The 26,651-nt window shown below is 61.8% G+C and carries 31 protein-coding genes and 3 tRNA genes; 20 read left to right on the top strand and 14 right to left on the bottom strand.

All coding sequences use genetic code 11. From position 1 onward, the window contains the following. Window positions 1-101: 101 nt before the first annotated feature. The 5 genes from INT29_RS09815 to INT29_RS09795 form a co-directional block, all read right to left on the bottom strand. Window positions 102-647, bottom strand: coding sequence for a hypothetical protein (locus INT29_RS09815; protein WP_193071502.1), 546 nt, complete (start codon window positions 645-647; stop codon window positions 102-104). A gap of 148 nt (window positions 648-795) precedes the next feature. Then, window positions 796-1,506 carry a hypothetical protein gene (locus tag INT29_RS09810; RefSeq protein WP_101572891.1) on the bottom strand — a complete coding sequence of 237 codons (711 nt, stop codon included), beginning with the start codon at window positions 1,504-1,506 and terminating at the stop codon, window positions 796-798. 207 nt (window positions 1,507-1,713) lie between these two features. After that, window positions 1,714-2,130 (bottom strand): DUF6653 family protein, encoded by a 417-nt coding sequence (locus INT29_RS09805; protein ID WP_145997439.1) that lies wholly within the window; start codon window positions 2,128-2,130, stop codon window positions 1,714-1,716. Window positions 2,131-2,243: 113 nt separating this feature from the next. Continuing rightward, window positions 2,244-2,507 carry a hypothetical protein gene (locus INT29_RS09800; RefSeq protein WP_101572895.1) on the bottom strand — a complete coding sequence of 88 codons (264 nt, stop codon included), beginning with the start codon at window positions 2,505-2,507 and terminating at the stop codon, window positions 2,244-2,246. After that, complete coding sequence (locus tag INT29_RS09795; protein WP_101572896.1) at window positions 2,501-2,770, bottom strand: hypothetical protein; 270 nt, start codon at window positions 2,768-2,770, stop codon at window positions 2,501-2,503. The genes INT29_RS09800 and INT29_RS09795 overlap by 7 nt, the downstream gene beginning before the upstream one ends. A gap of 62 nt (window positions 2,771-2,832) precedes the next feature. On the opposite strand from INT29_RS09795, the gene INT29_RS09790 reads away from it, so the two are divergent. Beyond that, window positions 2,833-3,435: an HIRAN domain-containing protein gene (locus INT29_RS09790; protein WP_101572898.1), complete on the top strand. Its 603-nt coding sequence runs from the start codon at window positions 2,833-2,835 to the stop codon at window positions 3,433-3,435. A gap of 310 nt (window positions 3,436-3,745) precedes the next feature. On the opposite strand, the gene INT29_RS09785 is transcribed toward INT29_RS09790, so the two are convergent. Then, window positions 3,746-4,123 (bottom strand): hypothetical protein, encoded by a 378-nt coding sequence (locus tag INT29_RS09785; protein ID WP_101572902.1) that lies wholly within the window; start codon window positions 4,121-4,123, stop codon window positions 3,746-3,748. Further along, window positions 4,120-4,296 carry a hypothetical protein gene (locus INT29_RS09780; protein WP_180958988.1) on the bottom strand — a complete coding sequence of 59 codons (177 nt, stop codon included), beginning with the start codon at window positions 4,294-4,296 and terminating at the stop codon, window positions 4,120-4,122. The genes INT29_RS09785 and INT29_RS09780 overlap by 4 nt, the downstream gene beginning before the upstream one ends. Before the next feature lie 369 nt (window positions 4,297-4,665). On the opposite strand from INT29_RS09780, the gene INT29_RS09775 reads away from it, so the two are divergent. Beyond that, window positions 4,666-5,838 (top strand): site-specific integrase, encoded by a 1,173-nt coding sequence (locus tag INT29_RS09775; RefSeq protein WP_101572906.1) that lies wholly within the window; start codon window positions 4,666-4,668, stop codon window positions 5,836-5,838. On the opposite strand, the gene INT29_RS09770 is transcribed toward INT29_RS09775, so the two are convergent. Then, window positions 5,820-5,892 (bottom strand) — tRNA-His (locus INT29_RS09770). The two genes, INT29_RS09775 and INT29_RS09770, sit on opposite strands and share 19 nt — an antisense overlap. A 224-nt stretch (window positions 5,893-6,116) precedes the next feature. On the opposite strand from INT29_RS09770, the gene INT29_RS09765 reads away from it, so the two are divergent. The 6 genes from INT29_RS09765 (at window position 6,117) to INT29_RS09740 (ending at window position 11,240) form a co-directional block, all read left to right on the top strand. Continuing rightward, complete coding sequence (locus tag INT29_RS09765; protein ID WP_101572908.1) at window positions 6,117-7,796, top strand: hypothetical protein; 1,680 nt, start codon at window positions 6,117-6,119, stop codon at window positions 7,794-7,796. 109 nt (window positions 7,797-7,905) lie between these two features. Further along, complete coding sequence (locus tag INT29_RS09760) at window positions 7,906-9,561, top strand: hypothetical protein (protein ID WP_101572910.1); 1,656 nt, start codon at window positions 7,906-7,908, stop codon at window positions 9,559-9,561. Window positions 9,562-9,631: 70 nt separating this feature from the next. Next, window positions 9,632-10,357 (top strand): ASCH domain-containing protein, encoded by a 726-nt coding sequence (locus tag INT29_RS09755; protein ID WP_101572912.1) that lies wholly within the window; start codon window positions 9,632-9,634, stop codon window positions 10,355-10,357. Between the two features lie 93 nt (window positions 10,358-10,450). After that, on the top strand, window positions 10,451-10,741 hold the full coding sequence (locus INT29_RS09750) for a DUF3618 domain-containing protein (protein WP_101572914.1): 291 nt from the start codon (window positions 10,451-10,453) through the stop codon (window positions 10,739-10,741). Then, entirely contained in the window at window positions 10,734-11,054 is a 321-nt protein-coding gene (locus INT29_RS09745) for a GroES family chaperonin (RefSeq protein ID WP_101572915.1), read from the top strand. Before INT29_RS09750 ends, INT29_RS09745 begins: the two co-directional genes overlap by 8 nt. A gap of 110 nt (window positions 11,055-11,164) precedes the next feature. After that, window positions 11,165-11,240: transfer RNA gene (locus INT29_RS09740), tRNA-Lys, on the top strand. Window positions 11,241-11,707: 467 nt separating this feature from the next. On the opposite strand, the gene INT29_RS09735 is transcribed toward INT29_RS09740, so the two are convergent. Then, window positions 11,708-12,346, bottom strand: a complete 639-nt coding sequence (locus tag INT29_RS09735; protein ID WP_101572916.1) for a GntR family transcriptional regulator — start codon at window positions 12,344-12,346, stop codon at window positions 11,708-11,710. 202 nt (window positions 12,347-12,548) lie between these two features. Here INT29_RS09735 and INT29_RS09730 point away from each other — a divergent pair, with 202 nt between their 5' ends. The 8 genes from INT29_RS09730 (at window position 12,549) to INT29_RS09695 (ending at window position 20,190) form a co-directional block, all read left to right on the top strand. Next, window positions 12,549-13,829 carry an NRAMP family divalent metal transporter gene (locus tag INT29_RS09730; RefSeq protein ID WP_101572917.1) on the top strand — a complete coding sequence of 427 codons (1,281 nt, stop codon included), beginning with the start codon at window positions 12,549-12,551 and terminating at the stop codon, window positions 13,827-13,829. Between the two features lie 2 nt (window positions 13,830-13,831). Beyond that, complete coding sequence (locus tag INT29_RS09725) at window positions 13,832-14,629, top strand: LamB/YcsF family protein (RefSeq protein WP_193071501.1); 798 nt, start codon at window positions 13,832-13,834, stop codon at window positions 14,627-14,629. After that, window positions 14,626-15,447 carry a putative hydro-lyase gene (locus INT29_RS09720; RefSeq protein ID WP_374701027.1) on the top strand — a complete coding sequence of 274 codons (822 nt, stop codon included), beginning with the start codon at window positions 14,626-14,628 and terminating at the stop codon, window positions 15,445-15,447. Before INT29_RS09725 ends, INT29_RS09720 begins: the two co-directional genes overlap by 4 nt. Further along, complete coding sequence (locus INT29_RS09715; protein ID WP_101572922.1) at window positions 15,444-17,123, top strand: carboxyltransferase domain-containing protein; 1,680 nt, start codon at window positions 15,444-15,446, stop codon at window positions 17,121-17,123. Before INT29_RS09720 ends, INT29_RS09715 begins: the two co-directional genes overlap by 4 nt. A gap of 3 nt (window positions 17,124-17,126) precedes the next feature. After that, complete coding sequence (locus INT29_RS09710; protein ID WP_101572923.1) at window positions 17,127-18,887, top strand: biotin carboxylase N-terminal domain-containing protein; 1,761 nt, start codon at window positions 17,127-17,129, stop codon at window positions 18,885-18,887. Between the two features lie 84 nt (window positions 18,888-18,971). After that, on the top strand, window positions 18,972-19,445 hold the full coding sequence (gene bcp / locus INT29_RS09705; protein ID WP_193071500.1) for a thioredoxin-dependent thiol peroxidase: 474 nt from the start codon (window positions 18,972-18,974) through the stop codon (window positions 19,443-19,445). A gap of 64 nt (window positions 19,446-19,509) precedes the next feature. Beyond that, window positions 19,510-19,591 (top strand) — tRNA-Leu (locus INT29_RS09700). A 134-nt stretch (window positions 19,592-19,725) separates the two neighbouring features. After that, the gene (locus INT29_RS09695) at window positions 19,726-20,190 is read left to right on the top strand and encodes a GNAT family N-acetyltransferase (RefSeq protein WP_193071499.1); all 465 of its coding nucleotides are present in this window, start codon (window positions 19,726-19,728) and stop codon (window positions 20,188-20,190) included. Here the strand turns inward: INT29_RS09695 and INT29_RS09690 are convergent. Next, on the bottom strand, window positions 20,159-20,836 hold the full coding sequence (locus INT29_RS09690; RefSeq protein WP_226841811.1) for a MerR family transcriptional regulator: 678 nt from the start codon (window positions 20,834-20,836) through the stop codon (window positions 20,159-20,161). The genes INT29_RS09695 and INT29_RS09690 overlap by 32 nt on opposite strands. An 86-nt stretch (window positions 20,837-20,922) precedes the next feature. On the opposite strand from INT29_RS09690, the gene INT29_RS09685 reads away from it, so the two are divergent. After that, complete coding sequence (locus INT29_RS09685) at window positions 20,923-21,363, top strand: anthrone oxygenase family protein (RefSeq protein WP_193071498.1); 441 nt, start codon at window positions 20,923-20,925, stop codon at window positions 21,361-21,363. A 19-nt stretch (window positions 21,364-21,382) separates the two neighbouring features. On the opposite strand, the gene INT29_RS09680 is transcribed toward INT29_RS09685, so the two are convergent. Both INT29_RS09680 and INT29_RS09675 read right to left on the bottom strand, forming a co-directional pair. Then, the gene (locus tag INT29_RS09680) at window positions 21,383-21,778 is read right to left on the bottom strand and encodes a hypothetical protein (RefSeq protein ID WP_193071497.1); all 396 of its coding nucleotides are present in this window, start codon (window positions 21,776-21,778) and stop codon (window positions 21,383-21,385) included. A gap of 148 nt (window positions 21,779-21,926) precedes the next feature. Next, window positions 21,927-22,685, bottom strand: coding sequence for a FadR/GntR family transcriptional regulator (locus INT29_RS09675; RefSeq protein WP_193071496.1), 759 nt, complete (start codon window positions 22,683-22,685; stop codon window positions 21,927-21,929). Window positions 22,686-22,756: 71 nt separating this feature from the next. Here INT29_RS09675 and INT29_RS20100 point away from each other — a divergent pair, with 71 nt between their 5' ends. The 3 genes from INT29_RS20100 to INT29_RS09665 all read left to right on the top strand — a co-directional run bounded on the left by INT29_RS20100 (window position 22,757) and on the right by INT29_RS09665 (window position 25,086). Beyond that, the gene (locus tag INT29_RS20100; protein ID WP_226841809.1) at window positions 22,757-22,999 is read left to right on the top strand and encodes a hypothetical protein; all 243 of its coding nucleotides are present in this window, start codon (window positions 22,757-22,759) and stop codon (window positions 22,997-22,999) included. Next, window positions 22,983-23,642, top strand: a complete 660-nt coding sequence (locus INT29_RS09670) for a carbon-nitrogen hydrolase family protein (protein WP_319020874.1) — start codon at window positions 22,983-22,985, stop codon at window positions 23,640-23,642. Before INT29_RS20100 ends, INT29_RS09670 begins: the two co-directional genes overlap by 17 nt. An 88-nt stretch (window positions 23,643-23,730) precedes the next feature. Then, window positions 23,731-25,086 (top strand): APC family permease, encoded by a 1,356-nt coding sequence (locus tag INT29_RS09665; RefSeq protein ID WP_101572933.1) that lies wholly within the window; start codon window positions 23,731-23,733, stop codon window positions 25,084-25,086. A 419-nt stretch (window positions 25,087-25,505) separates the two neighbouring features. Here the strand turns inward: INT29_RS09665 and INT29_RS09660 are convergent, their stop codons facing one another. Together INT29_RS09660 and INT29_RS09655 are read right to left on the bottom strand one after the other, a co-directional pair. After that, window positions 25,506-25,976 carry an ASCH domain-containing protein gene (locus INT29_RS09660; protein WP_193071495.1) on the bottom strand — a complete coding sequence of 157 codons (471 nt, stop codon included), beginning with the start codon at window positions 25,974-25,976 and terminating at the stop codon, window positions 25,506-25,508. Beyond that, window positions 25,973-26,599, bottom strand: coding sequence for an HAD-IA family hydrolase (locus INT29_RS09655; RefSeq protein WP_226830895.1), 627 nt, complete (start codon window positions 26,597-26,599; stop codon window positions 25,973-25,975). The genes INT29_RS09660 and INT29_RS09655 overlap by 4 nt, the downstream gene beginning before the upstream one ends. Between the last annotated feature and the right edge of the window lie 52 nt (window positions 26,600-26,651).

The raw sequence follows: 26,651 nt of genomic DNA, 5'->3' as shown, positions 1-26,651 counted from the left end.
CGCGGCAACGGAGCCGGAATCATGGGCAACCAGCTACCCATGAAAAATCGAGGCTAATGACGACCTTATCGCCAGCCTCGCGCAATAGTTTCTTGGCTGAACTATCTAGTCGGGCATTGTTTAGAAGTGGCTCCGTTGCCAAGCCCACAGATCCAGTGCCCGAGTCCAGGAAGGCGACGAAGGTCCAGGGGGGCTGAAAGAGAATGCAGTAGATGGTTTCTCAGCTTCCCGAAGAAGAGCCCGTACGGATGGTTGTTCTTAATCTCTTCATTTCGCCTCTTCGACTCTTCAATGTGATCATCGCTCAAGTACTTCTGCTCAATAATGCGCCCTTGCTCGACGACAGCACACAACCCAGATGTGTATGCAAGGATCGACTGGTCCAATGCAATGATCAGCTGGTCTTGCACCGACAGATCTCCGACATTTCTCGCTAGCTCTGAAGAAGCTTGATCGTCAGATTCACAATGATCTAAAAGTGCTAGGAATTGTATTGCGAATCCATGCCAGGATCTAAGAATCCTTCCATAGCTTGAGACCCGGATCGAAAACTTCTTCCCGGCGCAATTCTTGATGTCTTCGTCGGCATTCTTGAGGTGTTCTCGCCTCTCGTCGTCGGTAGCACCCTCTACTGGATCGCTGCTCATGAGTTCGGCTCCTTGCGACAGTGTCGTGGCACGACTGCCACTTTGGATATCGGATCAGTGCCGCGACCACTGCGCTTCCTACTCTTCCACCTCGCCTGAACTACTACGCTCCCAATAGTCACACGGTGCCTCCTACGGGAGCCGTGCCCTAACTCGAAAGACTGTTGGCGACACTCTTCAAGTGGTTCGCGAACTTCCGGGCGTCTGTTTCCTTCTTCGCTGGCGCTTCGATGAGGCCGGTAGATCCGTCGGTGAAGGAGATTACGATATAGACCTTATTTCGGTTCTTTCGCAACAGTCCACCAGCAACAGCTCCGATAGGGCCGAACAGTACACCGCCTGTCACGACTCGGGCAGCTGTGATCCGACTGCCGGCGTTTGCGCCAGCTTCAAATTCGACCTTTGCTCCTATGAGGTCGAACTCTTGACCCTCTCCGCGGAGTTTCCGTCCGTCGACTTTCCAGCCGTTGAAAGCTACTGGCCCGTCTGGAATCCGGACTGAAGTGAATGAGACTGGAGCCGACGAACCTGAAGCGGCTACTTCGTCATTGCCTGCTGCCCCTCTAGCGGTGATTAGCTTGGACAGGCGCTGGATCTCCTTCTGCTGCCTGCTGGTGTACCAGATCTCATGTGGCCGGCCAGCGCCGGTGGGAGCGTACCCGCGGGTGATGATCTCGTATGTTCCGGGTTTGCCGCCTTTAGGCTTCTCGTCGCTAACTTGAATGATCTGATCGAACGCGATCGTGACACCTGGTGTTGATCCGCCGAGCCTTCGCATCCGCCCGTGCGTGATGACGATAGCTTCGGGGGTGGTTGTTACTGTGGATCCACGGAATTTCGCGTCTTGCAGTTCGTCCATACCCGGGACCTTACTACAGACGTTACGACTACTAACGGCCTGGGTCTTTCGGGTGGACGATACTTAGGTTCACCAGTTCCGGCCCAGCCTCCCAGATGACCTTCCACCCGTATTTGGGTCCTGCGTCGGGCCGCTGGTCTTGGGGACTGATGCAGGGTTTAGTGACGAAAGGTCGATCACCAATCACCTGAGTCCTGAAAGGCAGTCTCAGCTCTGACGGTCGAATATCGCCGCATATCGTTGCCACGAGACAAGTGTCATCACCATCGATGAAGCGATCGCGATCGCAGCGGGTACAGGACGGCGCTTCCACGCCGCGATCATCGCAGTCCCCAAAACGATCGTGCCCACGGCGTTGATACCGATGAGTGTGCGATCGCTGGCAGGCTCAGCTGACCATAGTTCCTCTCCAAGCATCGCTCGTGTTGCAAAGGCACGGTGATGTTTTGGCGCGGGAGTCATAACAGGGTTCACAGCGAACCACGCTGCCACCCCTGCGGTCTGCAAAGGGTCACGTTTCCACGCGGGCACTAGGAGCAATGGGGTCGTAATTAGCCGGCTCCAGGCACTGATCGGATGACAGTGTTTTGAGAAAATATATTGTCGTATATTCGCCAGACGCATACCCGAATTCTATCTCTCGCGGAGGACGATCGGGATGCTGTCGTCCTCCGCCGGGTTGCCAATGTGACCGCCATTGGCGTGCTTCTGCTTGAACAAGCGACGCAGTAGGCGTTTCATTCGCACCCGCGTCCTGGCCAGTGCTGGTCTCCCATGCCGATCGCGGAGCCACGATGGTGGGGTCGAAAGTTGACCAGTTCGGGGCCATGTTCACCGATCATCCTGAATCCTGCCGGCATCCCTGCTCGTGCGCTGCGTTGTTCCCCTGACCGCACGTATCGTCCACTGTTGAGCAGCCAGCGTCGGTGCGCGATGCCCCACCAGTGGCGGTTCGTGCCGGGCCCGTAGCGGCGGGTGTTGTAGTCGTTTATGGTCACCATTTCCCCTGGTTCAGTGCGGCAATTACTGCACGGGCGTCTTCTCGCCATAATTCCCGAATTTCTTCGAGCGTCGTTTCCCAGGTGACGGGCTTCTCTGCGGGCCCGTGGTTGCGTTCCCAGATCGCTTCAGCCGCTCTGTCTACTGATTCTGGCGTTTCCAGGGCGGATCGTTGCCATGCCGCCCCTTCCTCGAACCAACTTCCTTGCTCGTCGCTTACGGCGCGTTCGTAAGCTCTCGCTGCTGCCTTCTCGTCCCAGTTCATTGCTTCTGCTCCCGAGACTCTTCGGTTAAAGTTCTGGAAACGGTAGACACGGAGGTCTCCTCATGTGGGTAGTAGTCGGCATCCTTCTGGGCATTGCCCTCATATGCTGGTTGGCGGCGAAATTCCTCGCGCCATCGAGTCCTCAACAGCCCGTCGACACCGACACCGTTGCACCGGACATCTCCGATCAGACCAATAGCAGCACTTCGATCAGCGAAACGTGGCTCTCGAAAGAAGAAGCTGATTCCGAACTGGTTCGTGACCCCACTGGAACACTCGCCTTCCGAATTGAGCGCCGCGAGGGTGAGTTCCGATTCGTGAGTGAAGAGTCTGGTAAGCAGCCCTCCCCCGGCAACCTGGCGCTGGCAAGACTCGGAATCTTCTACCTGAACGTTCGAGGGTGGAAAAACTACCCCGCCGCACGGCTGAAAGTTGGCGATCATATTGACCTTCGCAGGGAGCCTAAGAACAAGTACGATCCCAACGCGATTGCTGTCGCCCGCCCCAGTTCGAAACACATCTACGGTTACGTCAACCGGGGGTTTGCTCGGCGTCTCGCGAAGCCCATCGACGCCGGCGAAAAGTTCGTCGGGGTCGTCATGGGCATAGCGGGCATTACGATCGTAGTCATGCCCGCCGAGGTCGCCGAGGAACTGAACCTCTAACGACTGTCGACGCCGCAGGGCCATCACGTCTTGGCTGCGGTCACATGTCTTTCTCATGGTCGTAGCTTGTCCTCACCTACGGGACTTTTCCCAGTCCTGACACGCGGTTGGTGAGGTTCGGTTTCGGCTCCAACGTTTGGTGAGGTTGCGTGAGGTTCGGGTTTGGGATTGTCGGTGTTTGAGGTTCCACCGGAGGCCCTGTGCGCCTCTTCCAGCCATCTTCGTGTCGCCCATGACTCCACGTGTGGTTCGAGGGCTACGGCGGCCCAGACGGCGGCGGGGATGATCGTGGCGGTGATGATGAGCGGGATCATGATTCGACCGCCAATGCTCGGGCAGCGTCCATGGCTTCGGGGAGGGTGCGGTGGAAGTCTCCGGCCCGGCAATATCCGTGGGGCGGGATCGCGAAGAACTCTACGCCGTCACCGAGTCCCCACCCTTCGTTGGCGAGGACACGTGGCACTGGATGGTCGGGGCAACTGACCATCCCCCGGCATTCGCCCCTGTGCATGTCGCGTTCGATCAACAGGCGCATCTCTGCATGATCGATGATTCGGTCATCCCCGCCTGGCAGGCCGGACACCCAATAGCGTGGTTCGCCGGGCGGCTTGTCCCACGGCGTCCACCATTCCCGTCCGCGCCTGCCCGTGTACCGACCCGATGCGAGAATCTCGTCGATGATGCTCATGCCGCGTTCCTCCTGCGTGCGTCGGCCTCTCGGGTTCGTCTGGCGTTCTCCTTGAGGATGTCTTCGTTCGTGGGGTCGATGCCCTGGGCGCGCAGGTCGTGGGCGATCTTCTCGAACGCTTTGACCATCTGGTCGTAGTTCGTGGGCTTCGGAACCTTGTCGTGCCAGTTCATGAGTGCACTCTGCTCGCGTCACAGTACACAGTTCGAACAAAAAAATACGGTCGGCTGGTACCTTGAGAGCTTTTGCGATCTTCCGCGCCGTCTTCGATGAGCACGTGGTGCGCTTCGTAGCCGGGTTGTCGGTCAGGGCACACGAACTGTGACGACCCAAAAGAAGAGGCCGCGGCACGCCGACTGACCGCCAGGAAACTCATCGACTGGGATGCTCTCGTCGACGTCTTCCGGTGGGCACACACAGCCCATGAAACTGCCGACGAGCTCAATGTCATACCCGAGGTGCTCGAAGACCGGCTGCGGTTCTTGCATCCTCACGAGAAGGTGCTGCTCCGACTGATCGGACAAGCGCGGAACGGATAGACCATGGCCAGTATTGAACACTACGAGACCAAAAAAGGTCGCAGGTACCGGGTCAGGTACGTCAAGCCAGACCGGAAGCACACGGACCGACGTGGATTCAAGACAAAGCGGGAGGCTCAGATCTTTCTCAACACGGTCGAGGTCTCCAAACTCGAAGGCACCTACATTGACCCGACCCAGGGGAAGGTAACAGTCGGCGAGCTTGCAGAACCATGGCGGGCACGACAGTCCCACCTCAAGATCACCACAAGCACCGGACTCGAGCAGGCGCTGCGGATTCACGTGCTTCCCGTGTGGCAGAACGTGCGAGTTGCAGATGTGAAACGCACCGCCGTCGCTGACTGGGTGGCAGCCATGTCGAAGACCCGCTCCCCGACAGTCGTGCTTCGTGCCCATGGTGCCCTGCTCGGGATCCTGGGTGACGCAATGCGCGACCGCCTCATACCTGTCAATCCTGCCGCTGACCTCGACAACCTCCCGAAGCGCCGGAGGACCGAGCATATCTATATGACGCATGAGCAGGTGGCGAAGTTCGCCGAGGGGTCGAACGGGCGCGACTGCCTGGTCTACACGGCCTGCTACACGGGCCTGCGCTGGGGCGAGATGGCCGGATCAACGATCGCCCGAACCGACACTGGACGCCGGCGCCTACGCATCGTCGAGAACGCCGTATACGTGAAGGGAAAGCACCACGTGCAAACCCCGAAGACGCACGAGTTGCGAGAGGTCGAATACCCGGCCTTCCTCGATGATCTCATGGCTGATCAGGTCGAGGGCAAGGGGCCGGATGACCTTCTGTTCCCGGCGCCACGGGGAGGGTTCCTGCGACACGCCCGATCGCGCGAACGGTGGTTCAAGCGAGGGAAAGAATCGGCCGGCGTGCCCGCCTCGATCACGCCTCACGACTTCCGGCACACGGCGGCATCCTTAGCCGTGCAGTCCGGGGCGAACGTGAAGGCGATCCAACGGATGCTGGGCCACGCCTCAGCCGCGATGACCTTGGACACGTATGCAGATTTGTGGGACGAGGATCTGACCGTCGTTGCCGAGGCGCTGAACCGTGCCCGCGAAATGAAACTTGGGCAGAAGCAATGTCGGGGAATAAGAAAAGCCCCGCGATCCGCTATTTCTAGAGGATCGCGGGGCAATTTCATCGGGGTGAGTAACGGGACTTGAACCCGCGACATCCGCGACCACAACGCGGCGCTCTACCAGCTGAGCTATACCCACCACACGCGCTGCACCGAGGCGCAGACAGCAAGATACATCCTAACCTCACTGAGGCACCCGGGCAAACTCACAGCGCATATGGTGCACAATGAGACACAGATCTCCTGACGTGCAACGATTCAGTAGCGATGTATAACGGTTTCGGAAAAACGGTAGGAGCACCCGTTCGGATTCATTAGTATTGTCACGGTCCCACCCTCAATATCGTTCAAGGAACCCTGTACATGGCTCGTGCGCTGATCTCCGTCTCTCAAGACGGGTTCACCTATCTCACCCTCAACGGGGCGACGAGTCGCTACTCTGACACAGGACAGGCCATGACCTACCTTGGCGACTACGCCAGGGAAACTGCGACCCAAGTGCCTGTGACCATCGACGATGGCAAGCAGGAAGTCGACGTCCTCTTAGACGAGACCGGCAAGATCACCCCCGCTGCGTCCGCATCACCGACCTCGCCTCCCGAGTCCCCTCCGGAATCTTCTGCCTCCGCGGCACCTGCCGCGATGAACGGGGACACATCAGCAGATGAGGCCACGACCACCTCGGCGATGGACACCACCTCTGCCGACTCGCAGACGTCACTTCAGAACCAGCCCGATGCCGAGGCAGACGACGGGGACGACTATCCCCTGGGCACCCCCTTCTCCGGGCCGGCCGCTCCCAACGCTCCGAGAGTCAAGCGCACACGGGTGCGTAAGCATGCCCCGCACCACAAGCGCTCTCAGCACAGTCGACCGCAGCGGCTGAAGAAGATCACCGTGCCCGGCCTCGTGCTCATCGGCATCGTGATCCTGATGATCGGGGCGTTCGTGATCCCGAACATCGTCCCCGCCGGCTCCCAGGATTCACCGCAGACGATCGAATCGGAAGAGCAGATCAACCCGGCCTCCGAACTCTCGGTCGACAAAACCGAAGACGTCGTCCCCGGCTTCGACAACTCCCCGAAGTGGGAAACGAAGATCCCCAAGGACGCCTCGGTGACCGCCTCCGATCGTGGTGTGCTCGTCGTCGACGGCGGCAAGCTCGAAGTACTCGACTCCGCGACGGGCAAGACCCGCTACTCGGGAAAGACCAGCCAAGCCCCGACCTTCGCCGTCGACACGACCATCGACGGCAAACCCGCACTGCTGTGGCAAGCCGGCAACACGGCTGAGGCACTCATCGACGGCGAGAAGAAGACCAAGACCTACCAGCTGCCGGAGAAAGCTCGAATCACATCGGCGGGCAAGAGTGTCCTCATCAAGTCGGGCAATCGCCTGTCCACGTTCGGCGTCGATGGACTCGTGAATGTTCCGACTCCCGAATCAGGATCAACGCCGATGGCGATCGAGAACGACGAGCTCATCAGTTCCGACTGGAACGGGCCGGTGAAGGCGAAGAACATCAAGTCCGGTGACGAACGGTCCGTCAAGCTCGAAACACCCTCTGATGAACTCCAAATCATCAAATGGGTCTCCGCCGGCCACGGCAAAGCGGTCACACTGTGGGGCGAGCAGGGAGCATCGACAAACTCCGGTCACCGCATTCAGCTCGTCGTCCATTCCCTGGAAGACGGTTCGATCCTGTCGACCGTGACCACGACGACCGACATCGTCGGCGAGATGTCATGGGTGCGCGGCCAGGGCGGGAAACGTGCCTACATCGGCCCGTACCTCTTCGACCTGGAAAGCGGACTGCTGCTCATGGACACCTCCAGCAAAGACATCCACCTGTCGGAACCGCGCGGCACAATCGTCCCCTGCACCGTCGACAACGACGACTCCTGCCTGCTGGCAGGCAAGCACGCCTATCGCACAGATACGAACCTGTTGGCGCTGACCGACAACGGCGGCACGGCCATCGTCGACGGGAAAGATTCGACGATTCGCGCTTATGAGAAGACGTCCGACACGAGCGAAAAATAGGCTATGACTTTCTCACCCTTGGCGTAGCCATTAGGATGGACAGCGACGTGCCTGTCTGCCATGTCCCCTTGTACGTTTGATGCCGGAGTCCCCACCGCGAAGGAACACAGTGCCAGCTACACACGAGTTCAGCCGCACAGCGGCCGCCCTCGGCACTGCGCTTGCCCTGATATTCCTCCCCTTCGCCGGCACAATTGCTCCTGCGCACGCGAGCCTCACGAATTCTGCCGAGGCGGAAACAAGTACTTCCACGCCTGGGAACGACGGCACGGAGGCTGGAGACTCAACCGGCGGTAAGAATGCTGAACCTGCAGCGGATGATGGCAACGTCAACGGCCCCAAGGAGTCCGACGAGCCCGACGACAACGACGACGAGGCCAAAGATGAGGCCTGCGACCCCCCAAAAGAATTCACCGACGGTGACCCTCCATGTAAGACTGCTGAGTCGTTGGTAGCGACCTGGGGTGACGGCAAGCAGGACCCCAAACAAGAAAAGAAGACTCTTAAGCTAAAGACGCCGGATAATAATTCCGGAAGCATGCCGAAGAGCTGGGTGGGCGCGGAATTCGATGGTCCTCCCAAGGATGAAAGCGCCATACGCTGGCCTACCCAAAACGGTAGTGGCTCGAACGGTTCTTCCGATTCGACGGCTACTGGCGCCGAGTCAAACGCCGGTACGGACGACAGCGGAAATCCTCTTCCGGATGCTACTGCCGCTGCCGCACCCGATAAGTACTCGTTTAACGATGAGGGATATGTAATAGACGCCGAGGATCCGAGCAAAGCGCCGATGAAGTTCGAGGAATTCGAAGACGCTCCCGAACCGGCGTGGACCTTCACTTCAGATGGAGAGGACATCACCGTAGAAGACGGCGAGACGTATCCTCCAGATCCCGATGATGATGCTGGAAGCAACGGAACCGATGACAACACTGGCGGCATGGCTAGTGACAATGCCGGGGCCTCTGAAGACACAGACAACACGGCCAGCTCCGATACCGGCGCTGACGGCGCGAACTCCGACGCAGACTCGAAGGACGCCACAGCCTCGAAGAATGGCAATAAGGCGAATTCGTCCAGCTCCGCAGACGGCAACACCCCATCTGACTCGGACAGCAATTCCTCGTCGAAGGCCTCCTCTGACTCCAAATCCTCGGACTCCGCGAAAGCTGATTCGAAAGACGCCGACGCTTCGTCATCGTCAGACGCTGACTCTTCCAAGAAGAACTCTGATTCGAACTCCTCGTCATCCTCGGACGGATCCGACTCCGACTCTGATTCCGGCAAGTCCGACAGCGTAGGAGATGCCGATAACGACGGCAGCTCGAACAAAGACGGCGGCAAGGACGACAAAGACTCAGCCGACAAGAACGGCTCCGGAACAACCTCGGGCGGCAGAGGACCAGACGGTAAGGACACCACCCCTGATCCTGAGACCGGCAACGGTTCCTCCGATACACGCGATGAGATCCCTGGAGACGTCGGCGACGATTGGATGCCAGGGAACGGCGAGTCCCCTCCTCCTGACTATTCGGATCCCGTCCCACAGAACCCCGATACACCGGCGCCCGATGATGACACTGACCTCATCACCGGAGGCGACACACCGGAGCCGCGCAGCGACAAACCGCCATCTACCTCCTTCGGTGAGTCGATTGTGTCAACGATCGCGAGCTCGTGGCCGGTCTTCATCCTGGCAGCCTCCGGCATGGCCGCAGTCGGCTTCATCATCTGGCTCGTCGGACGCCGCAACAAGCAGAACTGAGCCGTCTCAGACCCGAACCGTCTTCACCGAAGACCGGTTCTCAGGCCTGTTGCTGCCCTAAGATCGCAGCATGGACCTCTACGATTCTGAATTCCAGGTCGTCGCCGTCGCCGAATCTCTGGCAGCCAGGCTGGGCACCAATGAGAACCACACGGTGGCCGCGGCCGTCATGGACACCCACGGTCGCATCCATACCGGCGTCAACGTCCACCACTTCACCGGTGGTCCCTGCGCCGAGCTCGTCGCCATCGGCACTGCGGCAGCGGCCGAAGCAGGACCCCTCGTCACAATCGCGGCGGCCGGCGATGGCGGTCGGGGACTCCTGTCACCCTGTGGCCGGTGCCGTCAGGTCATTCTCGACCTGCACCCCGACGCCCTCGTCGCCATCCCCGGATCGGGCTCTACGGCGTCTGCCGATATCGCTCCGATCTCCGCGCTCCTCCCCCATTACTACCGTCAACCGGATTCGGCGCCCCAGCGCCTCCTGAGGTTTCATCCTCGGTATTACGAAGCGACCACCTCGGCGAAGAAGACCCTGACTGTGCGCTGGGGCGAATCCCACACAACAGGTCCCGCCCTGGCCTACTTCGAGCACACCGACCACGGCCCACTGCCCATCGACATCACCGCGGTGCACACTCATCGATTGAGCGAGCTGACACCACAGATCCTCCAGCTGAAGACCGGGTCGAGCGTCGCCGGCTATATCGCCAATCTGCGCGATCACTATCCGACCATGCCCGAGGACGCGAAGGTTGAAGTGGTGACTTTCAGGCTCTCCGCGGTCAATATCTGACACTGGGAGAATCAAGCGGTTAAGCTTGACACGAGGCACGCTGGCACCCCGTCACGTGCATGAATGTATTCTCGACCCGGAGGACCTGCCCCGATGACTGACAATGTCTACACCTCAGATGTGACCGTCGACTCAGCGTCACCCAGCCAGCTGGCGGAATCGATTCGCCTGCGCGAAGAGCGCATCGCGGACAACATCGATGAACTTGTGGGCCGTGTCCACCCGAAGGTGCTGGCCACTCGCGCCACGAACAAGGCAAAGTACACCGTCGTCGACGAGGACTCAGGCTCGGTCAAGCCCGAAGCAGTTGCACTCGGCGTCGGCGTCGTCCTCGGCGTGGCCGCACTGATCGTGGGCGTCTCCGGCCGCAGCAAGCGTGGCTGAAGCCAGCCTGCCCATCCGCATGCTGCACGACCGGCTCCTTCTGGATCCGGGCGAAGAGGCCGGGGAGCGCAAATCCTCGGCCGGGATCGTCATCCCAGCAACCGCCAGCATGGGGAAGCGTCTCGTGTGGGGCAAGGTCGTCGCGGCCGGCCCACACGTTCGGCAGGCCAACCTCGGCGATACCGTCCTCTACGATCCTGAGGAGCTCGCCGAGGTGGAGCTCGAGGGGAACGCGTACGTGCTCCTGCGTGAGCGCGACATTCACGCGATCTCGGAGCCACCGGAACAATCGAGATCCGGGATGTACCTCTGACCTGCAGGTATGCGAGCTACCTCACAAAACCTCAAATGAGTGGTTCTCAGTTTGCAAGAACCCTGGCAACCTGAGTAATATTAATTCTCGTTGCGCGACAAGCGCAGCTCGCACCTCTAGCTCAATTGGTAGAGCAACTGACTCTTAATCAGTGGGTTCCGGGTTCAAGTCCCGGGGGGTGCACCACAGCCAAGAAGCCGCCGTTCGGAACATCCGAACGGCGGTTTCTTGTTTGTCTCCTGTGGCACGCAGCCGCTCGAGTGTAGCCGCTAGCGCTGGCGCCGAGCCGGTATCTTAGCTGCAGGTCGGACCGGTGCCCTGCCTGCTGCTCGGGCCCTGCCATTCATTCGGGTTCTATACGGCTTCAGAGCATTCTCCGAAACGCCGCAGCCGTCTGCGCACTCAAGCATGGGGTTCAAGTTGGCTCCGTCACCGGGTTCCGCAGCAGCGGCTGTGTCGATGAGACGGCCGTAGCAGTCGGGACAGAGATATGGTGCATACTTCATTGCGCACTCCTTGCAGATCGACCACTGTCTGATCTGCCGTTAGACATGCAGGCTCTGGGCCGACATGGGCGTATGCAATTTGCACAAACACGTCGCTCTCAGTCTAGCAGTCGGGCCTCAACGGCCCCTGTGCCGAGATCCGCGCGCTCAGGCCTGGCCTGCGCGCGCATATGCGCCGAGGACCTGACGTTCGGAGTCACCGAGGTAGGCACCGAGCTTCGCCGCCGCCGCCCTCGGGCTCTCATTGAGGTAGGCGTCGAGGACCTCTTGATTGCGTTCGACGAACGGCGCATGAAGAAAGTCGAGGACCTCGACTTTGAGGAAGGCCAGGCGCAGCTCGGCCAGCACATTCCCGAATGAGCGCATCAGGCGCGAGCTGTCCGACAATGAGACCACGGCATTGTGGAAGGACATATTCAGTGTCCCCACCTGCAACCAATCATCGGCGGCCGCAGCCGTGTGCGCAGCCTCGACGGCCCGGCGCATCTCCTCGGCGCCCGGGTGGTTCTTCGGAGCGTTCTCGAGCACAGAGCATTCGATGTGTCGCCGCACCCGGTAGATATCGATGACGTCCGAAGTGTTCGGCGAGGCCACCGAGACTCCGCGATGCGGAATGTGATTGACCAGCCCCTGCTCCCCCAACACACGGAAGGCCTCACGCAATGTGTTCCGGGAGACGTCGAATTCCTTCGCCAAGGCGGCTTCGGACAGGCGGGCGCCGGGACGCAGCTCGCCGGCAATGAGACGGTCGGTGAGCCGATTGACCAGGGACGATTCGTGATTCACAGTTCCATCCTAGTGATCGCGGCAACAAATAGCCCAGATTTGCGAGAACAGCTTCAGTCCTGAAATGTGACCTAGCTCTATTCTTGTTGAACAATCCATGCTAGATTGTCTAACGCTTCTTCGATAGTGATGCGGACCACCACCGTGGCTGGCCCCTATCGCATCGGCAGGCGGACCACATTCCAGGCAACTTGGAGACCCCATGTCACAGCCACAAGAACAGACGCCGCACAACCAGGCGCCCGATGACCAGGCGGCGAAGTCCTCGGTCAAGGTCAGCCGCAGTGCGATCCTGGGCGCGATCTTCCTCATGGCCACTTCGGCCATCGGCCCCGGGTTCATCACCCAGACGGCAACGTTCACCGCCCAGATGGGCGCGGCCTTCGCCTTCGCCATCTTCATCTCGATCCTCATCGACATCGCTATTCAGCTCAACGTCTGGCGCATGATCACCTCCTCGGGCAAGCGTGCGGCTCAACTCGCTTCGAGCGCCATCCCGGGCACGGGCATCCTCCTGTCGATCCTCATCGTCATCGGCGGTCTGGCCTTCAACATCGGCAACATCGCCGGCGGAGGTCTGGGACTCAATGCCCTCCTCGGCATCGACCCGAAGCTCGGCGGTCTGCTCACCGGTGTGCTGGCCATCGGAATCTTCCTGTTCAAACGCGCGGGCAAGGTCGTCGACACCGTCGTTATGATCCTCGGCGTCGGAATGATCATCCTCACCGTCATCGTCGCGATCGCCTCCGACCCGCCGGTCGGCGAGGCGATCAAGCAAAGCTTCCTGCCCGACACCATCAACTTCGCCACCATCACGACCATCGTCGGAGGCAGCGTCGGCGGCTACATCACCTACTCGGGAGCCCACCGTTACCTCGACTCGGGCAAGACCGGACCGGAGCATGCTCCCTCCGTGATGCGCTCGGCGCTCACAGGCATCCTCGTCACCGGCGTCATGCGCTATATCCTGTTTCTGGCCATCCTCGGCGTCGTGGCCTCGGGAGTCGCCCTCGACCTCAGCGGTCAGGCCGCCAACCCTGCAGGTCAGGCGTTCTCCGCCGTCCTCGGCGATGCCGGAATGCGCATCTTTGGTGCCATCTTCTGGGCCGCGGCACTGAGCTCGGTGATCGGGGCCGCCTACACCTCGGCGACATTCCTGTCCGCGTTCTCCACACGCCTCGGGAAGGGATGGCCGCTGCAGCTGGCCACGGTCGCCTTCATCACCGTCTCCCTCATCATCTACCTCATCGTCGGAACAGCACCGGCGACCCTGCTCGTCTTCGTCGGCGGATTCAACGGACTCATCCTGCCGATCGGCCTGACGATCTTCATGTACATCGGCTGGTTCAGGCCACGCCTGCTGCGAGTCGACAAATATCCCACGTGGTTGCTGATCATCGGCACCGCGGCAACACTGGTGATGTGGTACACGGCCGTCGGATCGGTCGGCCCCATCTTCGCAATGATCGGAATCGGAGGGTGACAATGACCGCCACAGATACGAACGCCACCAGCTCGGTGAGCATCGACCTCAACTCGGACCTGGGTGAGAACGTCCCCGACCGCATCGTCAGCGACGACGCGGCGATGCTGGACCTGGTCTCCAGCGCCAACGTCTCATGCGGTTTCCACGCCGGCAGCCCCCAAGGAATCCGAGAGACCCTTGCCGCAGCCACGAAGGGCGACGTCGTCATCGGCGCCCACCCCGGCTACGACGACTACGAAGGATTCGGCCGCCGGCCCCTCGACGTTCCCGCCGCGACCCTGCAGGCGCAGGTCGAATACCAGATCGGTGCCCTGTTGGGCCTGACCAGCGCAGTCGGCGGCTCGGTCTCCTACGTCAAACCTCACGGCGGTCTCTACAACGCCATCGTCCGCGACGAGGCGCAGGCCAAGGTCGTCGTCGATGCGGTCAAGGCCGTCGATGACTCCCTGGTCTTCCTCGGCCTGGCCGGGAGCGTGGCCAACCGGGTCGCTGCCGAGGCGGGACTGAGTGTCGCGGCCGAGGCCTTCGCCGATCGCTCCTACAACCCCGATGGCTCTCTGGTCGCCCGTACCGAACCCAATGCAGTGCTGCACGACCCGCAAGCCGTGGCCGCACGCGTGCTCAGGCTCGTCCAAACCGGACAGGTCGAAGCCATCGACGGCAGCCTCGTCGACGTCGACGCCCAGTCCATCTGCTTCCACGGAGACTCTCAGGGCTCGATCGACATGGCTCGGGCCGCACGAGAGCTCCTCGAATCCTCGGGTGTGACGATCGCTGCGTTCGCCGGAATGAAATGATGAGCACGCAACCTACCGCAGCAACCACTGCACTGGAGACGATGCGCGCGGCTGGTACCAAATCTCGCACCCGCATCCGAGACGGATTCTCCGGCCCTACCTCGGGGATGGCGCCGGGTCTCGTGCAGGCGAATCTCATCTCCGTGCCCGCCGAGTGGGCCTTCGACGTCCTGCTGTTCACCCAACGCAACTCGAAGCCGTGCCCGGTCATCGACGTCCTCGAACCCGGTCAGGTCGAATCCGTGCTGGCCCCGGGCAGCGACATCCGAAGCGACATCCCCGGGTACCGGATCTGGGAGGACGGTCAGCTCACTGGTGAAGTCGCCGACGCCACACAGGCATGGGCGGACCACCCGGATCTCGTGTCCTTCCTCATCGGCTGCTCGTTCACCTTCGAAAACGGGCTCACCGAGGCGGGAATCCCGATCCGCCACCAGGATGCCGACCGCAATGTGCCGATGTATCGCACCTCCACCGCATGCGCCCCGGCCGGTCGCGTCAAGGGGAACCTGGTCGTGTCCATGCGTCCGATCCCGGCCAGCCAGGTCGCCGAGGCGGTGCGCATCACCGACCGCTTCCCCGCCGTCCACGGTGCCCCCGTCCACATCGGCGAACCCGCACAGCTGGGCATCACCGACTTGAGCGCCCCCGATTTCGGTGACGCCCCGGTCATCGAAGACGGTGACATTCCCGTGTTCTGGGCGTGCGGAGTCACCCCGCAGGCGGCCATCCAGGCCTCGGGCGTGCCGTTCGCGATCACGCACTCACCAGGGAAGATGTTCATCACCGACGAACCGGAAGACACCTTTCGCCAATGACCACCGAGCTGACCTTCCACACCGCCTCCCGACGCCACCTCCTCGTCGAATGCGCGGACCTGGCCGCGACGATGGCCGTGCACCACAGCCTGGAAGCTGCCGATCTTCCCGGAGTCGTCGAGCTCATCCCGGCCGCCCGGACCGTGCTCATCGGCTTCGATCCGCGCCGAACCGGGGCAGGTGCCCTTGAGCAGGCGATCCGCGGTCTCGATCACGCCGAGTCCGCGACTGCCGCGGCGCGGGAGGTCAGCATTCCCGTGACCTACGACGGGGAAGACCTCACCGAGGTGGCCGACCTCCTCTCCGTCTCCCCCGCCGAGGTGATCGCCCGCCACCAGGCCGCGACTTGGGAGGTCGCATTCGCCGGGTTCGCCCCAGGCTTCGGCTACCTCGCCGGTGATGACGAACTCTTCAACGTTCCTCGTCGATCCTCACCGCGCACCCGTGTGCCCGTGGGCGCGGTGGCCCTGGCCGGCGAATTCACCGGCGTCTACCCGCGCGCCTCCCCCGGTGGGTGGCAGCTCATCGGACGCACTGAGGCGACTCTGTGGGATCTCGACCGGCAACCCCCTGCTCTGTTCGTGCCCGGCACGATCGTGAAGTTCACCGACGCCGAGCGGGAGACCGTGAGCGCAGAAGAGGCGACTGTGAGTGCGGACTCTGCTGCGTCCGTCCCGGAGGTGAGTGCCGAATCGGCACGTACCCTCGAGGTGCTCCAGCCCGGCCTGCAGCTGCTTATCCAGGACCTCGGGCGTCCCGGCTTCGCGTCGATGGGCGTCTCCGGTGCCGGTGCCGCAGACCGCACAGCTCTGCGGACCGCCAACCGGCTCGTCGGCAATACCGAGACCGCGGCCGGGCTTGAGAGCTTCGGCGGCGGGGCCCGACTGCGGTTCACCGGCGACGGGGTCGCCACGGTCACTGGAGCCGATGGGACGATCACCGTCACCGCCGGCGATGGGACGGTTCTTAAGCCCCAACTCGGCGAGGCCTTCGCTGTGGCTGACGGGGACGAACTCGAGATCGGCACAGCCACCCGCGGCATCCGGCGCTATCTCGCCATCCGCGGCGGTTTTGATGTCGCAACGGCGCTCGACAGTGCCTCGGCGGACACGCTTGCGGGACTCGGCCCGGCCGTCTTGGAGGCGGGCACCACACTCACTCTGCACCCGCAGCTGGCCGCGCCCCACCTCGTCGAGGTGAACCCAGCACCTGCCCGGGATCTGCCGCAGCCTGGGGAGACGCTCACGCTGAGCGTGACCTTGGGCCCACGCGATGACTGGTTCACCTCAAGCGGCGTCGAGACTCTGCTGTCCCAGGAGTGGACGGTCACCCACGAGTCCGACCGAGTCGGTCTGAGATTGAGCGGCGAGGTCCCACTCGAACGCGCCCGCACCGGGGAACTGCCCAGTGAGGGCGCAGTGACCGGGGCACTCCAGGTCCCACCGAACGGGCAGCCTGTGCTCTTCGGGCCCGACCATCCGCTCACCGGCGGCTACCCGATCATCGCCAGCATCGATGACACCGACCTCGCCGCGCAGCTGGCACCGGGTGTGAAGCTGCGGTTCGTGACCGGTGATGACACCGGTGAGAACAGCACTGACCGCGGCGATACGAACACCGGCCGCGACGTCACCAGCACCGCCCCCTCACCCCATTCCTCTGAGAACGGACACTGAATCATGTCGACCATCCTCATCGCCAACCGCGGCGAGATCGCTGTCCGCGTCATCCGTGCCTGCGCCGAGCACCGGCACACCTCGGTGGCCGTCTACGCCGACCAAGATGCCGATGCTCTGCACACTCAGCTGGCGGATGAAGCCTACGGGCTGCCGGGAACCACAGCGGGCGAAACCTACCTCAACATCGACGCGATCATCGCCGCAGCCAAGGCATCCGGGGCCGAAGCCGTCCACCCCGGCTACGGATTCCTGTCCGAAAACGCGGACTTCGCCGCCGCCGTCGAGGCCGCCGGCCTGATCTGGATCGGGCCCACTGCGGAGACGATCACGGCGCTGGGTGACAAGGTCACCGCACGACAACTGGCACAGAAAGTCGGCGCTCCCCTGGCCCCGGGCATCGACCGTCCCCTCGAGGACGCGAGCGAGGTCGAGGACTTCGCCGCCGAACATGGTCTGCCGATCATCATCAAGGCCGCGCATGGCGGCGGCGGTCGTGGAATGAAGATCGTCCATGACCTGACCGAAGTAGCCGATGCCTTCGAATCGGCCACCCGCGAGGCCGTGGAGGCTTTCGGTCGGCCCGAGTGCTTCGTCGAGAAGTACCTCGAACGTCCCCGCCACCTCGAAGTTCAGATCGTCGGCGACGGAGTAGGCCACGTGGTGGCCGTGGGTGATCGTGACTGCTCGGCCCAGCGCCGCAACCAGAAGCTCATCGAGGAGGCACCCGCCCCGGGGCTGACCGCTGACCAGCGTGAACGTCTGCACCGTTCGGCCGAGGCGATCTGCGCCGAGGTGAGCTACCGCAGTGCCGGCACCGTCGAGTTCCTGCTCGCCGCCGATGGCACGATGACATTCCTCGAGGTCAACACCCGACTGCAGGTCGAACACCCTGTCACCGAGGCGGTGTCCGGGGTCGATCTCGTCGCCGAACAGTTTGGCATCGCCTTCGGCCAGGGACTCTCGCTGGACGTGACCCCGCAGCCGCGCGGGCATGCGATCGAGCTGCGCATCAACGCCGAGGACCCGGGACGTGGATTCCTGCCCACACCGGGACGCATCGATGTCCTCACCGTGCCCGGCGGTCCCGGTGTGCGCTGGGATTCCGGAGTCCGCGCCGGTGACACCGTGCAGCCGGCGTTTGACTCCCTCTTCGCCAAGCTCATCGTCCATGGCCCCGATCGGGCCGGCGCCATCGCCCGCACCATGGTCGCGGCGAAGGAACTCACGGTCCAGGGACCGGCGACGGTTCTGCCGTGTTCGCTGGCGATCCTGACCGATGAGGCGTTCACCGGTCTCGGCGACGACGGTGTGGCCGGCATTCACACACAATGGATCGAATCCGAGCTGCTGCCGCGCTTCGAGACCCAGGATCGTCCCGCACCCGTGGCCGGCGCTGATTTGCAGCGCATGGATATCGAAATCGACGGGAAGCTCACCACCATCGGTCTGCCTGCCGGACTGCTGGTCGCCCTCGGTTCGGCCGGTGGGACCGGTCAGGGCACATCCGCGGCCAACGGTACAGCCACCTCGGCGACGGGAGACGAAGGAAGCGCGGGCGCTGTAACCGCGCCGGTGCCCGGCAGCCTCGTGGACTATCTGGTCGACGACGGCGCCGAGGTGGCCGAGGGTGACGATGTCGCAGTGCTATCGGCGATGAAGATGGAGACCCGAGTCCAGGCTCCCGTGGCAGGATCACTCAAGCAGGTCGCGAAGGTCAGCGACGTGGTTGCTGTCGGCGAGGTCATCGCGCGCATCGAGTGAGCATGATCTGTGTCGGGGTCTCGGACTAGAGTAGTCACTGAACTGAGAACCTCGGAGATGTTCCGAACGAGAAGAGGAGACCCTATGCCACGTCTGTCAGTCGGCGACACCGCCCCGGATTTCACCCTGAGCAACCAGGACGGCAAGTCCGTGTCCTTGAGCAAATTCAAGGGACAGCGAGTTGTCGTCTACTTCTACCCCGCCGCCATGACCCCCGGCTGCACCACCGAGGCCTGCGACTTCCGTGATTCGCTCTCGGCACTATCGGCCGCTGGCCTCGTCGTCCTGGGCATTTCCCCGGACAAGCCGGAGAAGCTGAAGAAGTTCGCTGAGAAGGAAGGTCTGAACTTCGATCTCCTCTCCGATCCCGACAAGACCATGATGGAAGAGTGGGGTGCCTTCGGCGAGAAGAAGAACTACGGCAAGGTCGTCCAGGGCGTCATCCGCTCGACGCTCGTCATCGACGCCGAAGGCAATGTGGAACTGGCCCAGTACAACGTCAAGGCCACCGGTCACGTTGCCCGAGTGCGCAAAGCACTGGGAATCGACGCTGCCTGATCTCCAGCGCCGCGTGATCGTTTTCAGCAACTCACCCTCGCCCTGCTAATCTTGGGAACGACGCGCGCGAGTGGCGGAATTGGTAGACGCGCTGGATTTAGGTTCCAGTGTCTGCGGACGTGGGGGTTCAAGTCCCCCCTCGCGTACACAGCGGAAAACGGCCTCTGGTTCGGGAGACATCCTCCCGGCCAGGGGCTTTTTCACATACTCTTGCAGTACATGTCGCCTTTCAGCGCTCACATGTCACCCCGCAGAACTATGAGGAAAGGTACGGACAGTCATGGCAGATTCGTCGACCACTTCCGTTCGCCCTGTTGAACCGACAGACGAGGCTCACTGGCGTGAGCTCTTCCGCGGCTACCGCGAGTTCTATCACCTGCCGGAATCCGAGGAAATCGTCTCCCGGGTGTGGGGCTGGCTCATGGACACAGCACACGAGTGCCAAGGCCTGGTCGCCGAGGCGGATGGCCGTATCGTCGCAATCGCGGACTTCCGGAGATTCTCGCGTCCGTCGACCGGCACGGTCGGTCTCTGGCTCGATGACCTCTTCACCGATCCCGAGGCCCGCGGAACAGGATCCGGACGTGCACTCATCGCCCGTCTCCAGGAGATCGCCGCGGACGAGGGTCGTTCGGTCGTCCGCTGGATCACTGCCGACGACAATGCTCAAGCTCAGGTCCTCTATGACAAGGTAGCGACGAAGACCAACTGGCTCACCTACGACGCGAAGCCGAAGGGTCTGTGACGTCCTGGGCGAAGTGCTCTTGAGCGAAATGCTGCTGAGCCAGGAGAACCAGCGCCTCGAGAAGTGGACGTCGCAGGACGCTGCCCAGCACCACGCTGCGCACCTTCTCCTCCAGCCCTTCCACCTCATCGATCGTCTCGAGGTCGATTCGCCCCACATGTTCCGCTGACTCTGCGTAGTCACCGAGGCGATCGAGGATGTCAGTGAGCCCTTCTTGGTCAAGCTCATCGACGGCATTCACCGCCGCACGATAGGCCGGCGAGGTCCGTTCGCAACGCCATCCCCGTTCGGCGATCACGCGATCGAGCACTTCTGAGGTCTTGACATCTGCCCGTGCGGCTTCCCCTTGCGCACCATCGCCGAGGAGAACGTCCTGAGCCACGGCCATGGCGTCGATGACCGTCGGCTCTCCGCTCACTGCTGCCACCACCTCACCAACCTTTGACAGCGGCAATCCGGCCACCGCGGTCAGGGCACGGACCAAGCGAAGTCTTTCCAGATGAGCATCGCTGTAGACCGCCTGATTCACACTGGTACGTCTGCCCTGCTGCAACAGCCCCTCCCTCAGGTAGTACTTGATCGTGGGCACACTCAGCTCCGAACGTCGCGCCAGCTCGGCCATGCGCATCTCGTTCGCTTCCGCCATACGAATCTCCTTCGGGGTATTGCACTTCCAGTACAGATACTACTACTATCCATTATAGATAGTTCCACTACCCATTAGGAGATATCGTGGACATCATCGAAATCGCGGCCATCCTGGTCATCGGATTCGTCGGTTCGGCAGAATTCGGCTCAGCAACCCTCGTCCACCCGGTCATTCGCAGACTGGAAACCGACGACCAACTGACGTTCGAAAAGGGGCTGCTCAAGACCTTCGGACGCGTCATGCCCATCGGGATGACCATTGCAACCGCCCTCGGCATCATCGTCGCGACCAACGACCCTTCGGCATGGCTCGTCTTCGCGGCCATAAGCCTCAGCATCGCGCTCATCGTCACGATCATCGGCAATGTTCCGATCAACCTGCGCACCGGTCGCATCACCGAGAAGACGGCACCGAAGGGGTTCATCGCCATGCGCCGTCGCTGGGACGCCTTCCAGATCGCGCGAGCATCACTGCAGCTTATCGGATTCATTCTCGCCGCGATCGGCATCGTCGGTGGCGCGTGACTGGAAAGCGGCCGAATGCTCAGCTCATGGGATGACGCAGCTCCTCGGCGTCCTCGGCCTCGAGCAACAGACCATTGACAAGTGTTCTGCTGTTGACCGCGAAATCTTTTTGCGCGAAGTAGCGAGCGACCTCCAGAAGCGCCGCCCGCTCAGGGACGAGAGCCAACCCTCGCGGCTCAGCGATGTCCTGGCCGTGGACTATCACCTCGCCGAGGCATGCCGGATAGTCCTTTGTCGGAGCAATCGTGATAGTGGTCGAGTCGCGGAAGTTCGCGAGAGTCTCTTCAGGGGTGCGCCCCTGGTATCGCGACAGCAGGCGAGCATTGTGCTCAGCTGGGTTGAATCCGGCGGCGACGATGCTGCGAATCCATGCCCACCTGCCGGTATTCGCAGCGGCACTGAGATGAGCAACCACCTGCTCGACACTCCAATCAGATCACAGCGACTGCGCCTGCAACTGGTCTGCGGCGAGGCCGCCAAGGAGACTCACGAGGCGAGCGCGTTCGGCATGGATGAGCGTCAAATATTCTGATTTCCTCACAGCGTGTGCCTCAGTGTCATGATCAGTGGCCGAGGCCGACGAACATCTCTCGACGCAGAGCATCCACGTGAATGCGTGCGATATCGACGGCCGCCATCGGATCGTGGTCGCGAAAGGAGGCAACGAGACGGGCATGATGGTCGCGGCCCGCATCGAGCTGTTCCTGCGGATAAGGAACGAAGTACTTGGTCAGTGCCTCATAGCAGGCGAGATAAGTGGGCACTTCCGGAAGGTCGCTGATCTCGGCGCACAGGCGGTGGAAGCGAGTGTCGGGGATGTGGTGCTCGTGCCAATCGGCGGCGTTCTTCGACTGCAGAATGAGGTCGTCGAGTTCATCGCACTGCGCCGCTGTCGCTCGCTGTGCGGCTGCAACGACGATCGCACTCTCCATCAGGCTGCGCTGATCGATGAGCCGGAGAATCGATTGCTCGTCGGCCCGATAGGCCGTGACTGAGGAGTCATTGAGCGCCGGCGGATCGTCGGCGACGAAGGTTCCTCCCCCGCGCCCTCGACGGCGGACCAGGACTCCATCGTCGACCAGGCTCTCCAAGGCACGGCGTGCGGTGATGTGGCTGACTTCGAGGCCCCCTGCGATGAGCTCTGTGCGGGGAAGCTTGCTTCCCGGCGTCAGCAGCGCATGTTCGATCGAAAGGAGAACTCGAGCTCGGACGGTGTCAACGGCTGAGAGCCGTGTGACCGCCGCAGATCCCGGAGCCGTGAACAGAGCCCGGTCGACCTCATGGGTCTCCCGGTTCGAGGCACGCGAATTTTTTCCCGCCATGTGTTGAGTCTATCGGCTCACAAGTTTAGAGTGTTCAAAATGAACACTTATATTGAGCGAAGGAGCTGCCAGTGCCACAGAGAGAACTGAGTGTCGGACTTGCTCAGCGCACTCCGCTCCACGGCCTGAATGTGCTGGCCGATCTGCGCAAGGACGTCGAGCGCACGCTCGCACTCCATCCTGAACTCGATATGCTCGTCTATCCGGAACTCCACCTGCAGGGCGTCGACCATTTGCCACACGATGAGCAGCCGGCCGCCCTCGCACAGATGGCGCTGCCCCCTCGACGCCCACTTCGTGAGGCAGATCGGTGAAATCGCCGCAGAATCCGGCATCTGGCTGTGCCCGGGAAGCATCGGCGAGACGACCAGCACTCACGCGCAGTACAACACTCAGCTCCTCTTCTCCCCCGACGGGACGCTGGCCGCCAGCTATCGCAAGATGTTCCCGTGGCGGCCATTTGAGCCCCACCTCCCCGGAACGGAATTCGTCGTCGCCCCGATCGACGGACACGGCGTCCTCGGTCTGTCGAACTGCTATGACGCATGGTTCCCCGAACACTCCCGGCACCTCGCGTGGATGGGCGCCGATGCGATCATCAACATCGTCAAGACGACCAGCCAGGACCGTGATCAGGAGCTCATCCTCGCCCGAGCCAATGCGATCGTCAATCAGGTTTACATGCTCAGCGTCAACTGTGCCGAACCTGTTGGTCGTGGCCACAGCATCGCCGTCGACCCCGAAGGGCATGTCCTCGCCGAGGCTGGACCGGGTGAAGACACCCTCGTCGTTGACATGGATCCAGGCCACATCCAACGGGTACGAGCTCGGGGAACGGCCGGCACCAACCGGATCTGGTCGCAGTTCGCCCCGGATGACGAGCCGATCTCATTGCCGCTCTATGCCGGTCACATCGAACCCAAGCGGTGGTCGCCCCACTATCGCGGGCACGACTGAGCCAAAGTTCAGCCTCAGCGCAGAATCCCGATCAACCGGCGGACCGCCTCGGCGGCTCTATGTCATCACTGAGAACAATGGAGTAATCATGTCAGACACGCTCACGCTCAAACGGACCCTCAAGCTGCCCTCGCTCGTCATCTTCGGCCTCGCGTATCTCACGCCGCTGATCGTGCTGGGGATCTTCGGCGTCATCGCCTCCGAGACCGGCGGCGCAAGTGCCAGCGCCTACCTGCTCGCCCTTGTCGCCATGCTCTTCACCGCCAACAGCTATGGGCGCATGGCCGCGGCCTTTCCTGTCGCCGGGTCCGCGTACACCTATGTTCGCAAGACCATCGATGGAAGGGTCGGATTCCTCGTCGGGTGGGCCACCATGCTCGACTACCTGTTCCTGCCGATGGTCATCTGGCTCATCGGAGGTTCGTACCTGCAGGCGCAGTTCCCCGGGGTGCCGATGGCCGTGTGGATCATTGGGTTCATCATCCTCACCACTGTGCTGAATATCGTGGGGATCAAGGTCGCCGACCGTGTCAATCTCATCCTCATGTCATTCCAGATCCTCATCATCGCATTCTTCGTGGTTCTGTCGCTGGCCGACGTCTTCGGCACGCACGGTGCGACCGGGCTCTTCAGCGCCACACCATTCACCGGCGTCAATTCGAGCCTCGTTGCGATCGGCGGCGGTGCTGCGATCGCCGCGTATTCATTCCTCGGCTTCGACGCGGTGACCACGTTCACCGAGGAGACAATCGACCCCCGGCGCACCGTTCCCAAGGCGATCATGCTCATCGCGGTCATCGGCGGCGGCATCTTCGTCGTCGTCGCCTACGCTGTGCAGCTGGTCCATCCCGGTGGAGTCTTCGAGAACTCCGACGCCGCGGCATTCGAGATCGCGCGCAGGATCGGCGGTCACCTCTTCGGTGCCATCTTCCTTGCCGCCCTCGTCATCGCTCAGTTCACCTCGGGAATCGCGGCTCAGGCGGCTGGCAGCCGTCTCCTCTATGCGATGGGGCGTGACGGTGTGCTGCCGCGACGCTTCTTCGGCAAGCTCAGCCCGCGCTTCCACACCCCGGTGCTCTCCCTGCTGGCGATTGCCGTCATCGGCCTCATCGCCATCTTCATGAACGTCGCCACCTCGACGTCGTTCATCAACTTCGGCGCATTCCTCGCCTTCATCATGGTCAACGTCTCTGTCATCGTCCACTGGGCCAAAGAGCGTCAGGCTGGTCGCCGCCACGGAATCCTGCTCAATCTGATCTGCCCTATCATCGGCGTCATCGTCATCGCCTTCCTGCTCACCCAGCTCGATGTCCACGCGGTCACCTTGGGTGGCAGCTGGCTTGTCATCGGAGCCGTGATTCTCGCCTTCACCACGAAGGGATTCCGAACTCAGCCCTCCGAGCTCGCCCTCGATGAGGTGGAGTTGGCCGAATCTGAGCAGTGATGCCTTCGCCCCGCCGAGGTCACCTGGACCGGCGCCGAGTCAGCAGCGCACCTGCACCGCAGGCAACGGCAATACCGAAAAACACCCAGCTGGACCAGATATGCCTGGGAGAGGCCATGTCGAACAGGCCAGGTATCAAGAGGATGAAAATCCCGGCGGAGACCGCAAGACCGATGATGAATCCAACCACTGCATACTGCTTAGACATATTGCCCTCTTCTCGAGTTGAAGCAACGGCTGACGATCATTTTACTCACGAACACCCAAAGAGTTCTTTACCCTTCGTGATCGCCGACGCGTTGTCTATGGGCAGAACTCCACGGAATACGACTGCGGATGCGAAGGGGCGCCGAACCGAGCTCTCGGAGCCAGCCATCGACGAGGTGGCGGCAGTCGAATCCTTTCAGTGATCTCTGCGCCTATGTGTGTGGCCACTGTGCGTACATCAGCCGAAACCGTTCGCACACAACGAGCATGTCCTCGCTGAACCCATCGGCACCCCGACCGTGCTCGCGCCAGAATTCCTCGTGGATCTCGTGCCAGGCTGCGAGAGTTCGATCTCCTTCACCTTCGGAGCGCGCATGCTCGGCGCTGACCTCGGTGAACGGCACGATTTCAACCGCCGTGGTGACGATGACGGCTCGTGGCTGATCTCTGCCATCGAGAATCACGCTGGCCTGACCGACCTTCGGAACCGCCTCACCATCAGCCAGCAAATCCTGCATTGCGGCTGCGGTTCCCGTCTTCACCCCTTCTAGGACAAGCGCCAACAGTTCGTCGGCCTGTGATTCAGTCGCACCGAATGCCCACGCTTCCGGTACAGCTTCGGGAAGGGTCGGCACCGCACGTCGCGCATTCGTCCAGAATCGTTCGAGAATTGCGTCAGTCATGGTCGCCCTAGGAAGTCTTCGATCTTCTCGATCGTCGCGGCATTGCCCACATGAAGAGTTCCGCGAATTCCGACGGCGGCCGCACCCGCTACCGCCTCGGAATGGTCATCAATGAAGAACACCTGATCAGGCTCCGCGTCCATCGCCTGCAGCGCAGACCGATATGCCGCAGCTTCTGGTTTCGCCACTCCGATTTCGTGGCTGTAGATGATCGGAGCGAATACGCGAGAGAAGGCGTAGCGTCGTTCTTCTTCCTCACGCGCCCCGTCAACCGAGTTCGAAAGGATCGCGACTCCCGCATTCGGGTGCAAACCACGCGCAAAATCCATGAGTTCGACGTTGAGAATGCCACAGTACTGATCCCACATCTCAGCTCGCATCTCTGCAACTGTCGCCTGATCCATGTCGAGAGCCCGGCCGACTCCTTCCCAATACGCGGATTCTGTTTGAGGCGAGAGATCGATGAAAGGGAGCGCAGCTCGATCGATGCGCTCCTTGTACTCCTCGGGATCGAAGCCCAATCGTGCCTGCCACCTACGTTGAAACTTCTGCGGCCAGGCGTCATCGTCGACGACCTCAAGCACCCCACCGATGTCGAATAGGATCCACTTTTTGCACTCCATAACGGGCAGTCTAGTGAAGCACTGCGGCCATCCGCTCAGTTCCACCCCCAGG

The sequence above is a fragment of the Brevibacterium sp. FME37 genome (assembly GCF_014897485.1).
Taxonomy (GTDB): domain Bacteria; phylum Actinomycetota; class Actinomycetes; order Actinomycetales; family Brevibacteriaceae; genus Brevibacterium.
The sequence above is the reverse complement of the archived record's forward strand: the minus strand, read 5'-3'. Positions and strand labels throughout refer to the sequence as shown.